Origin of the sequence: Geobacillus subterraneus (assembly GCF_001618685.1) — a bacterium.
In the GTDB taxonomy this organism is placed as follows: domain Bacteria; phylum Bacillota; class Bacilli; order Bacillales; family Anoxybacillaceae; genus Geobacillus; species Geobacillus subterraneus.
Window position 1 is genome coordinate 2733859 of record NZ_CP014342.1, and the last position, 12606, is coordinate 2746464.

The following is a 12606-nucleotide window of genomic DNA, read 5'->3' on the forward strand; positions in this document are numbered from 1 at the left end:
CTACTCCACCACGATGAAGCACGAGTCTCATCGTTGGTGGAGTTTTTATTTTGCAAAGGAGGAGCGATGATGGAAGCACCAATGGTGACATTAACCATCAACGGACGCACGTACCGCGCCAAACAAGGGATGACGATTTTAGAAACCGTCAACGAGCACGGTCTTTCGCACCCGCAAGTTTGTTACACGCCGGAGCTTGGCGCCATTCGGACGTGTGATACGTGCATCGCTGAAGTCAACGGCACGCTTCTTCGCGCCTGTTCAACGCTAGTGGAAGACGGCATGGTCGTCGAGCTCGGCTCACCGCGGGCGAAGGCGGCGCAAAAAGAAGCGATGGACCGCCTTTTGGAAAACCACCTTTTATACTGTACGGTGTGTGACAACAACAACGGCAACTGCAAGCTGCACAACACAGCGGAAATGATGCAAATCGAACATCAAACATATCCGTACCGTCCGAAAGTCGACCCATCCGAGGTGGATATGTCGCACCCGTTTTACCGCTATGACCCGAACCAATGCATCGCCTGTGGGCAGTGTGTGGAGGCATGCCAAAACTTGCAAGTAAACGAAACGCTCTCGATTGACTGGGAAGCAGAACGGCCGCGCGTCGTTTGGGATGGCGGCGTGCCGATCAACGAATCGTCGTGCGTCAGCTGCGGGCACTGTGTCACCGTTTGCCCGTGCAACGCCTTAATGGAAAAATCGATGCTTGGCGAAGCCGGGTTTATGACCGGCTTGGATCAAGAAGTTTTGAGCCCAATGATCGACTTTGTCAAAGAAGTCGAGCCAAATTACACGAGCATTTTCGCCATTTCTGAAATTGAGGCGGCGATGCGCGAACAGCGGATCAAAAAGACGAAAACGGTCTGCACGTTCTGCGGCGTCGGCTGTTCGTTTGAAGTGTGGACGAAAGGGCGCAAGATTTTAAAAATCCAGCCTGTTTCTGAAGCGCCGGTCAACGCGATTTCCACATGCGTCAAAGGAAAATTCGGCTGGGATTTTGTCAACAGCGAAGAGCGCCTGACGAAGCCGCTCATCCGTAAAGGCGACGTGTTCGTCGAGTCGACATGGGATGAAGCGCTCGACTTGGTCGCAGAAAAGCTTGGCGCCATTAAGCAACAATACGGCGGCAATGCCATTGGCTTCATTTCCTCATCGAAAATTTCCAACGAGGAAAACTATTTAATGCAAAAGTTGGCGCGGCAAGTATTTGAAACGAACAACGTCGACAACTGTTCGCGCTATTGCCAATCGCCGGCGACGGACGGCTTGTTCCGCACGGTCGGGATGGGCGGCGATTCCGGCACGATTCATGACATCGCTTCCGCCGGCTTGGTCATCATCATCGGCGCCAACCCTGCCGAGGGGCATCCGGTGATTGCGACCCGCGTCAAACGGGCGCATAAGCTGTTCGGCCAAAAACTGATTGTCGCTGACTTGCGCCGCAACGAAATGGCTGAGCGGGCCGATTTGTTCATCCGCCCGAAACAAGGCACCGACCAAGTGTGGCTGATGGCGGTAACGAAATACATCATCGACCAAGGCTGGCACGATGAAACGTTCATTCGTGAACGCGTCCATTTCTTTGATGAATTCCGACAGCTGCTTGAAAACTATACGCTCGACTATGCCGAACAAACAACCGGCATCGCCAAAGCCGATCTCATCCGCATTGCCGAAATGATTCACGAAGCGGACGGCACATGCGTCCTTTGGGGCATGGGCGTGACGCAAAATACGGGGGGCAGCGACACATCGGCAGCGATCTCCAATTTGCTGCTTGCAACCGGCAACTACGGGCGTCCGGGCGCCGGCGCGTTCCCATTGCGCGGCCATAACAACGTCCAAGGCGCCTGTGACATGGGATCGCTTCCTTCCTGGCTGCCTGGGTACCAACATGTGACCGATGACGCGGCGCGCGCGAAATTTGAAAAAGCGTACGGCGTCCGCATCGATGCAAAGCCGGGCCTTGACAACATTCAAATGCTTGAAGCGGCTGAACGCGGCGAACTAAAAGCGATGTATATCGTCGGCGAAGATATGGCGCTTGTCGACTGCAACGCCAACCACGTGCAAGAGACGTTGGCGAAACTTGACTTTGTCATCGTCCAAGACATTTTCTTATCCAAAACGGCACAATTTGCTGATGTGATCTTGCCGGCGGCGCCGAACTTGGAGAAAGAAGGAACATTCACGAACACCGAACGCCGCATCCAACGGTTTTACCAAGCGCTTGAGCCGCTTGGCGACTCCAAACCGGATTGGTGGATTATCCAAGAAATTGCCAAACGGCTTGGCGCCGATTGGAATTACGCCGGCCCGAGTGAAGTGATGGATGAAATCGCCAGCCTCGCCCCGCTCTATTCGCAGGCGCATTACGATCGGCTCGAGGGCTGGAACAGCTTATGCTGGGGCAGCTATGACGGCGCTGATACGCCGCTTCTGTACAAAGAGCGGTTTAACTTCCCGGACGGCAAAGCCCGCTTTGCGCTGGCCGATTGGGTCGAACCGGTGCAATACCCGGAAGAGTACGATTTGCTCGTCAACAACGGCCGGCTGCTTGAGCACTTCCACGAAGGAAACTTGACGTACAAATCAAAAGGCATCCAGCGCAAGTTTCCGGACATTTTCGTTGAAGTGTCGCCGGAACTCGCCAACGAGCGCGGCATTAGCGACGGGGCGCTTGTCCGGCTCATCTCGCCGTACGGCCGCGTCAACGTGCGCGTGCTCGTCACCGACCGGGTCAGAGGCAATGAGCTGTTCTTGCCGATGCACTCAACGGCCAATGAGAGCGCCATTAACATTTTGACCGGTCCGCAAACCGACCATCGCACGAACACACCGGCGTATAAACAAGCCCGCGTCCGTATGGAAGTGCTTGAACGGTCGGGAGAAACACCGCTGCCGCGCACAAACCCGCGCTTTAAACAGCGTCATCCGCAAAACGGCGTCGAGGTCGAGCGGAAATGGCAACGCCGCGATTACGTGCCGCTCACAGAAGCGGAAAAGGGGGTGAAAATCGGTGGCTAAACCGATTACCGCCATTCAAAAACGCCAGATGACCGAGGAAGAAAAGCGGGCCGAAGCGCTGGCGAAACTAAAAGCGGCCGTCGGCGACAGCGAAGAGGCAGTCCGCGAGCTCTTGACGCTCATCGAGCAGCTGCATGAAAGCGGCCTGCTTGAGGCCGCCAACGCCCTATTAAAAGCGCGGGAAGACGTAGCGAAAATCGTCGTCGGCCAGCTCAACCAAAAGCCGGTGACAACGATGGTGAACCACGCGTTCGCCTTGGCCGGCCTCGCCGCCTCGCTCGACCCTGAGCGGACGGCCAAGCTGCTTGAACATATCGCCTCCGGTGCCATCGAGGCCTACGAAGAGACCTCGGTCGAACCGAAAAAAGTCGGACTGTTCGACTTGTTTAAGGCGCTCAACGACCCGGATATCAACCGCGCCGTCCACTTTTTCCTGTCCGCACTTAAGGCGATCGGCCAACGGCTTAGAAATGACAGCTGACCAATTGAGCGGCGGACAACATAGCAGCGAACAAATGGGCCGCTGAACGAATGGACAGCGACCCGGTCAACGAGCAGAAACGAGCGAGGCGTCCCGCCAGGTGCGGGGCGCTTTTCGTTTCGTTAAAGCTGTCCGCTCAGGCATCTTCTCTTCCCTCCGGATGTCCGCAGCAACAATCGATGTCAATTTAGTCATTCTGCCCCTCGCTAGCCGGCGGCATCATGTGGTACACTAGCCATACCATTATTTGCTCCGCCGCCCGCCCTTCCCCCTTCAACAGGACGGTTATTGACCGGGCTCCGGGCGGGATATACTAACAAACGACGCTGATAAAGGAGGCGCCTTGACGTTGGATACAGGCACACACGTTTTAATGGGAGTGGCGCTCGGCAGTCTTGCCTCGCTTGATCCCGTCATCGCCCACGACCCGCTCTTATCCCACGCCGTACTGATCGGCGCGCTCGCCGGCTCGCAAGTGCCGGATATTGATACGATTTTAAAGTTGCGCAATAACGCCAAATATATTCGCAACCACCGCGGCGTGACCCACTCGATTCCTGCCGTCGTTCTTTGGCCGCTGTTGATCGTCGGCGTGATGATCGCCGTCTATCCGGATACGGATTGGCTCCGCGTTTGGCTTTGGACGTTCGCCGCTGTCGCTTTTCATGTGTTTGTCGATATTTTTAACGCTTACGGGACGCAAGCGTTGCGCCCGTTCACGAAAAAATGGATCGCCCTTGGCGTCGTTCATACGTTTGATCCAATCATTTTTGCGCTCCATTTGCTCGGAATTGGCGGGCTGTTTCTCGGCCTCCACCCCGGTTATATGTTTTTCGCCATCTATGTGCTCGTCGCCGCGTATTACGCGCTTCGCTTCCGCCAGCAGGCGAACATAAAACGGCTCGTCCGCGCCTCGCTCGACGGCGTGACCGAGATCATCACCGTGCCGACATGGCGGCCGCGCGAATGGCACTTAGCCATTTCAACAGACAACGAATTTTATGTCGCCCGCGCCAAACGCGGCCACCTTTTCATTCTCGATCGTTTCCAAAAGCGGCCGCTTCCCGACCACCCGGTCATGAATGCGGCGAAACGCGATGAAAATGTCGCCGCTTTTTTATCCTTTTCCCCGGTATACCGTTGGGAAATGAATGAGTATGACGACTATTACGAAGTGCGCTTTACCGACTTGCGCTACCGGAGCAAAGGATATTATCCGTTCGTTGCTGTCGTTCAGCTTGACCGCAACCTCCGTATTGTCAGCTCATACACCGGATGGATTTTCAGCGAAGGAAGGCTGCGAAAAAAACTCGAGCTCGCTCCAAACTGACAATGGCCGCCAGCGCCTCTGTTTGTCCCAACAATTTGCATACATAAGCGCGCGCGGTGATCCCATAATAAAAATACGTGTTGGTCATCCAACACGAGCACGCCATAAGGAGGGAATGTGCCGTGCGGAATAAGGAGCACAACTTCCCGAATCAAAACAACAACAAGTTCGAAGGCGAGCCGCGCGCCAAAGCCGATTATGCGTCAAAACGGGCTGACGGCACGACCAACACCACCCGCAAGAACGGATGCGCGCCTCGGGGGAACGAAGCGACTTCTTTTAATCGTGAACAAAACCGCGGGAGCATGGCGCCATCTGCCATGTTCCGCGGCATATTCCGCAGCGAGGTGAACAGTCATGGGTCACCATCGGCGCAAGGCGTTTTATGACAACTTTTACTCCAATCCGTTTCAACAGCCATGGGCCAACCCGAAGCATGCCCATTCGCAAGTAAACGGCGAAACGCAACAAACGCTCGACCTCATCATTTTAGAACGGCAGACGCGCAAGCAGTCATAGCCGAAAAAACCTAGGGGCCATCCCCTAGGTTTTTCCTTTCGAACCTCAGCCTGCCTTCCATGCCGCCTGCCGCCCAGCAATAGCAGAAGAGGCGTGCTTTCGGGCGTCAACCCTCCCGCCTTCCTCCGAGCCGATCAAACAGTATTTCTCCCCTTACGGCAAGTTCGGCTTTCGCAGCAACGAGATCGGCAGCGCTTCCTCCTCTCCGTTTCCTTTCAGCCGCCATCCCCAAGCAAACACCCCTTTTAAATAGCGCACTTTAAAATACTCCCCCGGCGCCCCTTCGATTTCATAGATCTCCCCGGGCTGAAAATCAGCTGGATTCATCATATACGCTCGCGCCATAGCGATTTTCCGCTCATAAACAGCGTATTCGTTCACCATGCCCATCTGTTCCGCCTTGCGCGCTTTTTCCGTTAAGACGGCGATTTCTTGCTGCAGTTCTTCTTTTGTCATTTCGCTATACCGTTTTTGTTCCTCTTTAAGCATGTTGGACCATCTCCCTTTTTTCTTTTTTCAACGGTGAAACAGCCCTTTTTCAGCTTTTTGGCCGCGGCGGCCACCGGTCATCATCTTGCCTGCGCAGCCATTCGTCGATCAAAGCAAGCGAAAACCCCTTCCGGTAAAGAGCTTGGCGCATTTTTTGCTCATAAAGCGGGCGCGGGTGATGCGCATAGCGGCGATGAATCTTTTCTGCCTGAATGTGCAGCGCCTCCCGCTCTTCCTCCTCGGTGCCGCTCCTCTCATCCGCTAGGACGACGGCGGTGACTTCAGGAGAAAACCCCCTGCGCACCAGCTGCTGCTTTACTCTCTCCAAAAAGGCGCGGGCCGACTCTGCCCGCCGTTGTTTTTTCGCTTTTTCGTAAAGCGAGCGGGCCGCCGCAACTTGTTCGCTGAACGGATATTCGTCTAAACTTTGTTCAATCGCAGACGCGGGTACGCCAAGCCGCTCAAGTTCGGCTCGGATGAGGCGTGGGCCTTTGGCAGATGTGTTTTTTTGCGTGCGCACGTAAGCGGCAGCGAACGCCTCATCATCGACATACCGCTCGGCGCGAAGTTTCCTGAGCACTTCCTCAATGACCGGGTCGGCGACGCCTTTTTTTCTTAAGTGCCCGATAATTTCATGCTCCGAGCGCATCCGATGCGCCAAAAAATAGAGCGCTTGCTGGTACGCTTTTTTTACTCCATCGGCATAGACGATATCGCGAAGAAGGTCATCATCGATGATCATCCCTTTTTTCAAACGGAACTCGAGCAAGACATCTTGGTCGACCGTCAGTTTTAACGGCGTCTCATCATCGCGGTGAATGACGATCGTAAACCGCTCGGCGTTTTCCTTTGTCACAGCGATGTCGACAATCGTCCCCATCTTTCGTTCCTCCTCTCCTTTATCTTACCATAGAGAGGAATTCTCGACGTGAACTACCCCCACTTAATTTTCTAGCGAAAATTTGAAGTGGGGGCTTCCAAAGAAGTTTGACTGCTTCAAGCAATCCTTATTCTTTGAGGCGTGTCCACTTCGCCGCTAGAGCATAAGACACTCAGGTCTACAGCTTTACTTTTCTTTAAAATGTTTAATGCGCCATTGACATCAGCATTAATTAGTTTGCCAGACTTTGTTCGATACAAGCCGCGCTTAATACGTTTGCCGCTGAACTTATATTCTTTTGGATTGTCGGCATTATATTCAGGAATCTCATCGCCGTCAAAAAAGCTGGCTTGAGACGTATATGATTCTTCCTGTTTCAAGAATTCAATGCCGTAAAATTCACAAAGATATTCTAATTTTTCTTTTATGTTACCGAGAGGAATATTGACAAAGTTTTGATTTGTCTTTTTTCCTAGATTAATATTGCGTTGTAATGTTTCCGCATAGCCAATGACAAGTTTGCCAATTTACAATCCGACGTTGTACATGTTCTTGGCAATATGGCACAGTTCTCGAAGAGTCAAGTATTCTTCTTTGGTCAAACCATTTAGCTGTTGTTTGATACAAAAATACATGTTTTCACCTCCCATCTAACTATATGATACTATATTTTACTGAATCTATCCTATTTTCAGCAAAATATAGTTAAGGCGATTCATCTCCCACTTACTCCGCTTCGCTTCGTCGAAGTGGGAGTCTTCTCGCCTAATTAAGATAAAGGAGGAAAAACTGTGCACATTGCCATCAATGGCGGAACCGGGCTCATCGGTCAGGCGCTCGCCCGCTACTTTTCTGAACAAGGGCATGACGTTTATATTTTCACCCGCTCTCCACAGCCTTCTAACGGCAATATCCATTACCTTTCCTTCAACGACAGCCGAAAACCGGACTCCATCGATGTGGCCGTGAACTTGGCCGGCGAGCCGCTCAACCGAAAGCGCTGGACGGCGAAACAAAAAGCCGTGATTGTTGACAGCCGCCTTCAGACTACCGAAGCAATGGTTAAGTATATCCACACGCTATCTAAACGCCCAGCGCTGTTTATTAACGCGAGCGCCATCGGCGTTTACGGCACCTCCGACTCCGCTATGTTCACCGAGCAAACGGACGAGTATGGGGCTGATTTTCTCGCGAAAACGGTCCGAGCGTGGGAAGCAGCGGCCCGTCCAATCGAACAGCTCGGCATCCGCACCGTCTACGCCCGGTTTGGCGTCGTCTTCGCCCGCCACGGCGGCGCCTTGCCGATGATGGTCATGCCTTACCGTTTGTTCATCGGCGGCCGGGTCGGCAGCGGACGGCAATGGCTGTCATGGATTCATCTTAAGGACGTCGTCCGTGCAATCGCTTATACCATCGAACATGACAAGCTGTCGGGTCCGGTCAACTTCACCGCGCCCCATCCGGTGCAAATGGACGAGTTCGGTCGTACGGTCTCCCGCCTGCTTCGCCGCCCGCACTGGCTTCCGGTTCCTGCGGCAGCACTTCGCCTTCTCCTCGGCGAAATGAGCATGCTTGTTACGGACGGGCAACGCGTCATTCCAGAAAAGCTGCTGCAAGCCGGGTTTCGCTTTTCATTTCCAACGTTAGAAGATGGTCTCACGGATTTGTTTTTGCCGCAAAGCTGACAAAAAATATCCAAAAAAAATTAACAAAAAAGCAATTCCCTTTTTACATCTAATCGTGTATGATAAAGAAGACCTCAGGGCAGTTGTTGTTTATAACCGCATACGGATAGGAATAAAGGGAAGGCAAATGGTGCGCCACCAGCGCTCGCGCTGGTTCTAGTGGGTTCGATTCCCACCCCGAAATTTTTTTAATGAAGTTTTAATAAAAAAATTTCGAGGGTGGTTTCCTGCTAGGAGGCTGCCCTCGGTATCCAAAGGAGGGATTGGCCATGCTGAAAAAACGCGAGCTGCAAGACTGCCATGCGCTGTATGAGCTGATGGTGCACCCGGATGTCTTCCCTTTTGTGCGCCAGAAAGCCGGCTCGTACGAAGAGTTTTTGTTTATGACGAAACAGCTCATTGAAGCGGAAGAACGCGGCGAGCTCATTTCGCGCACGATCTTGGACGAATGGGGAAACCCGATCGGCACGATCAGCCTCTTTGATATCGAAGATGGCGCCGGCTTTTTAGGGACGTGGCTTGGCAAACCGTACCACGGGCTCGGCTACAACCGGCGCGCCAAAGAGGCGTTTTTCCATGAACTATTTTATGAACTTTCCATCGAAACGGTATTTTTGCGCATCCGCAAAGTCAATGTTCGCTCGATTAAAGCGGCGGAAAAGCTGCCATATGTGGCGCCAGCCAATGAAACGCGGCGGGCGCTGCTCGAGCAAATCGGGGCGGACGTGTACAATTTGTATGAAATTACGAAAGACAACTATACGCTTTATACGATGCGCCATCCCTCCTTCACACTTGAAGAGGAACAACGAAAAGAGGCGTAAGCGCGGGAGGCCGCATGACGATCCAAAAAGAGGCTGTCCGTCCGGACATCCTCTTTTTTATGCATAAAAGCGGCTCATATCGTCCAAAATGGAACTGAAGGAATATTGATGCAAAGCGAGGGAACGAGCGATGGCGGAAAAACGAAAACGCGAAAAAGCAAAACATACGCTGACAAGCGCCCAGGAAGTGAGCTATGCCCGCGATTTTAAAATGGCCGACCAAGCAGGCGGGTATACGGCTAAAAAGGCGCGCCATTAGAAACGATTGCTATTTATACAACCGCTTTGTCCTTGCCATCCTAATGAATGAATCGTACGATTCACCACTTTTCGATAGGGGGCATGGACGATGGGCCGATCTCGCGGACAACGGGCACGTGACAAAAACAAGGCGACTTTGCCGCAGGTGCCGAAACAACTGAAATCCGACGGCATTGACGTCGAGTATTCCGAAGAATTTGCCGACCATGAAGACCTCGAGGCGCAAGCGCGCGCTGCAGCAGCTGGCATCCGCCGGCAAGAACGCAAACGGTAACCGAACAGGGTGTCCCGCTTAACGGGGCACCTTTTCCTATGACGTGGGCACTTTGTTGACATGCAGACGTTTTGCGGATCATCCCCTATGCCCGAAAGCAAACCATACGATCTTTTCTCCTTAGCGATTCATTTGCCGCGTGCCTGCCATTCCCCTTCCGCCCTCGCTGGCAGTCAGAAACGTTCCTTTGGAATTGAAGATCACTCCCATTGTCTCAACCGGTTACACTATCGTTTCCCCTTCCAACTCGAGCATTTGGCTGTATCGCCTGTAAAACAGTCCGAGCTCCCCTTTGTAATTAGGCTTCCATGGTTTTTCTTTACCGCAATAATGAATGAAGACCGTATGCTCCTCAATCCAAGACAAGTCATGCTTTGGATTCGGCAACAGCTGTAAAAGGTCATAGTAACGGGCATCGTAATTGTAGCGGTAGCCGTCGACCGGTTTGATTTTGTCCCAATACAGCCCGTTAAGCACGTCTTGATCCGGGAGGACAAGCTTAAACCGGTTGTCGCGAATGAACTGGTAAATCTCCTCTAGCCGGACGTGTTGCCGCATCATCGCTATATCCATCATCATTACGCCTGTGTTGAAATAGCCTTTGGCATTCGGCGTCTTTAACCGAAGTTTGTTGAACAAGTTGGCCACTTTCGTGGAATGTGTATGTTCGGCAGCGATAAACCAATTCCCTTCAAAATCCATCTCATACAACTCATCGATCGGGTTAATGGCGACAATATCCGGGTCAAGGTACAATACACGCTCGACATCCGAAGGCAGAAACAAATGGGCCGCCAGCCGGTAATACATCTCGGCCGTATAGTGGCGAAACACCGGAGCGTCATGAAACAGTTGCGGGTCGACATAAATCGGCACCAGTTCATGCCCTTGCTTGCGCACGAAATCACTAAGCGCCCGGATCTCCTCCTCCGCAATGCGCGAATAAAGCAAATAAAACGTAAACGGGCGCCGATTATTGCAAAATAACGAACGCATGAGCACTTTCAACGGCGGAAGATAATTAGCGTCTGTCGTCACTAAAATGCGGAACATGCACCATCACTTCCTTTGCGTCATCGTTTCCCCTTTCTTTACAATTATATATAGATACAGGCGAATGTTGCGCGCTTTTGGTCTCAGCCAGCGATGTTTTCTTGCCGCCCGCTGCAATCGGCCGCCTCTCCTTTTGTTTGAAAAAGGGGATCAACTCCTATGCCGTCAGCACAGTGAAACGCATCTTTGCTGTCTCCCTAACCAATTTTGCCGTCACATATTTTCCAGGATTAATATTTAGACTATTTACAATTATCCAATAAAATTTTATAATAACGATAGCGAGCTGTCTCCTGCCAGCTTGGCCGCTTGTGCAGACCAGACGGCCGCGCCATCTGTTCGTCCCGCTGCCTATCAGGCAACGTCGGTTGACTGCGTTCATTTTCATATCACCGTCACCAAAAAAGAACTGTGCGGTCTGACGGCATCTCCGCGCCGGGATGCCCCCTCAGTCCGCTTGAGCCGGTTCCTGTTTCGCACTTTTTGCAAGGAACCGGCTTTTTGCATGTGAAAGAAAGGAGGGAATCCGATGGGAGGAGCGCTCGATGGCGTGCGTGTTCTCGACCTGTCACGCGTGTTGGCCGGTCCATACGCGACGATGATTTTAGGCGATTTAGGGGCCGATGTCATCAAAATCGAGGCGCCTGGCGGATCGGATGACACCCGGTTTTGGGGGCCGCCGTTTCAAAATGGCATGAGCGCTTACTATACAGCCGTCAATCGCAATAAGCGGAGCATGACCGTCGATTTAAAAACGGAGGAAGGGAGAAAAACGGTCTTCCGCCTGGCGGAAACAGCCGATGTCGTCATCCACAATTTCAAAACCGGAACGATGGACAAATGGGGGCTTGGCTATGAAGCGCTGTCCCGGCTGAATCCGCGCCTCATCTATTGCTCGATCACCGGGTTCGGCGAAACCGGGCCGCTTGCCCCGCTCGCCGGCTACGACTACATCATTCAAGCGATGAGCGGCTGGATGAGCATTAACGGCGCCCCGGACACCGGTCCGCTTAAGGTCGGCGTAGCCGTTACCGATGTATTTACCGGCCTGTACGCTGCCATCGCCATTGAAGCGGCGTTGCTTGCCCGCGAAAAAACGGGACGCGGGCAAAAAATCGACCTATCGCTCTTTGACTGCGCGATCGGCGCGCTGGTCAATGTCGCCGCCAATTACTTATTATCCGGCGACGTTCCAAAGCCGCTTGGTAATGAACATCCGAACATCGTTCCGTATTCAACGTACGAGGCAAGTGACGGTCCGATCGTCATCGCTATCGGCAATGACCGGCAGTTTCAAGCGCTTTGTTCATTATTGTCCGACCGTTCGATCGGGGCCGATCCGCGCTTCCAGACGAACCCGGGCCGCGTCGCCCACCGCGACGAACTCAACCGGCGGCTGAACGAGGAGATCAAACAACGGACGCGGGCGGAATGGCAGCGCCTGCTCGCTGAGAAAGGCATCCCGTGCGGCCCGGTGCAGACGCTGGACGAACTGTTTCGCCATCCGCAAACGGCAGCGCGCGAAATGACAGTCACCATGCACCATCCGACCGTCGGTCCGCTCCCGCTTGTCGCCAGTCCGCTCAAGCTATCCGGAACACCCGTATCCTACCGGCTGCCGCCGCCGCTCGCCGGCGAGCATAACGGCGAAGCCGAAATCGGATGGCGAAACGGGCACGCGCCCCAAAGCGGACAGAACGAATCGCCATGACCAATGGAGAATCACTGCTTCTTGCAGCGGCTGGCGCCCGCAAGCGCTGACTTATACAATCATCTT

12 protein-coding genes and 2 pseudogenes are annotated in these 12606 nt (G+C 53.2%); 10 read left to right on the plus strand and 4 right to left on the minus strand.

Annotated elements, in window-relative coordinates:
• The first annotated feature begins 69 nt into the window (after positions 1–69).
• From fdhF to GS3922_RS17390, 5 genes and pseudogenes are all read left to right on the plus strand, one after another.
• Positions 70–3033 (plus strand): formate dehydrogenase subunit alpha, encoded by a 2964-nt coding sequence (fdhF, locus tag GS3922_RS13390; protein ID WP_063166741.1) that lies wholly within the window; start codon positions 70–72, stop codon positions 3031–3033.
• Entirely contained in the window at positions 3026–3514 is a 489-nt protein-coding gene (locus GS3922_RS13395; protein WP_063166742.1) for a helical membrane plugin domain-containing protein, read from the plus strand. The genes fdhF and GS3922_RS13395 overlap by 8 nt, the downstream gene beginning before the upstream one ends.
• A 349-nt stretch (positions 3515–3863) precedes the next feature.
• Positions 3864–4844, plus strand: coding sequence for a metal-dependent hydrolase (locus GS3922_RS13400; RefSeq protein WP_063166743.1), 981 nt, complete (start codon positions 3864–3866; stop codon positions 4842–4844).
• Positions 4845–4966: 122 nt separating this feature from the next.
• Positions 4967–5127, plus strand: a pseudogene (locus GS3922_RS13405) (small, acid-soluble spore protein K).
• Between the two features lie 74 nt (positions 5128–5201).
• Positions 5202–5363 (plus strand): YpzG family protein, encoded by a 162-nt coding sequence (locus GS3922_RS17390; RefSeq protein ID WP_020958680.1) that lies wholly within the window; start codon positions 5202–5204, stop codon positions 5361–5363.
• Between the two features lie 153 nt (positions 5364–5516).
• Here GS3922_RS17390 and GS3922_RS13410 read toward each other — a convergent pair whose 3' ends face one another.
• From GS3922_RS13410 to GS3922_RS13420, 3 genes and pseudogenes are all read right to left on the minus strand, one after another.
• On the minus strand, positions 5517–5852 hold the full coding sequence (locus tag GS3922_RS13410; protein ID WP_008881565.1) for a YfhH family protein: 336 nt from the start codon (positions 5850–5852) through the stop codon (positions 5517–5519).
• A 49-nt stretch (positions 5853–5901) separates the two neighbouring features.
• Entirely contained in the window at positions 5902–6732 is an 831-nt protein-coding gene (gene recX, locus GS3922_RS13415) for a recombination regulator RecX (RefSeq protein WP_063166744.1), read from the minus strand.
• 116 nt (positions 6733–6848) lie between these two features.
• Positions 6849–7259: pseudogene (locus GS3922_RS13420) on the minus strand (zinc ribbon domain-containing protein); the annotation flags it as partial.
• Between the two features lie 264 nt (positions 7260–7523).
• Between GS3922_RS13420 and GS3922_RS13425 the strand changes: the two are divergent.
• The 4 genes from GS3922_RS13425 (at position 7524) to GS3922_RS13435 (ending at position 9776) form a co-directional block, all read left to right on the plus strand.
• The gene (locus GS3922_RS13425; protein WP_063166745.1) at positions 7524–8417 is read left to right on the plus strand and encodes a TIGR01777 family oxidoreductase; all 894 of its coding nucleotides are present in this window, start codon (positions 7524–7526) and stop codon (positions 8415–8417) included.
• A 269-nt stretch (positions 8418–8686) separates the two neighbouring features.
• Positions 8687–9241, plus strand: a complete 555-nt coding sequence (locus GS3922_RS13430) for a GNAT family N-acetyltransferase (RefSeq protein ID WP_063166746.1) — start codon at positions 8687–8689, stop codon at positions 9239–9241.
• A 130-nt stretch (positions 9242–9371) separates the two neighbouring features.
• Complete coding sequence (locus tag GS3922_RS17395; RefSeq protein ID WP_013146323.1) at positions 9372–9500, plus strand: YfhE family protein; 129 nt, start codon at positions 9372–9374, stop codon at positions 9498–9500.
• Between the two features lie 90 nt (positions 9501–9590).
• Entirely contained in the window at positions 9591–9776 is a 186-nt protein-coding gene (locus tag GS3922_RS13435) for a YfhD family protein (RefSeq protein WP_063166747.1), read from the plus strand.
• Between the two features lie 222 nt (positions 9777–9998).
• Here the strand turns inward: GS3922_RS13435 and GS3922_RS13440 are convergent, their stop codons facing one another.
• A complete protein-coding gene (locus GS3922_RS13440) occupies positions 9999–10829 on the minus strand; it encodes a glycosyltransferase family 8 protein (RefSeq protein ID WP_063166748.1) in 831 nt (276 codons plus the stop codon).
• Positions 10830–11358: 529 nt separating this feature from the next.
• Here GS3922_RS13440 and GS3922_RS13445 point away from each other — a divergent pair.
• Entirely contained in the window at positions 11359–12540 is a 1182-nt protein-coding gene (locus GS3922_RS13445; protein ID WP_063166749.1) for a CaiB/BaiF CoA transferase family protein, read from the plus strand.
• Positions 12541–12606 lie beyond the last annotated feature (66 nt).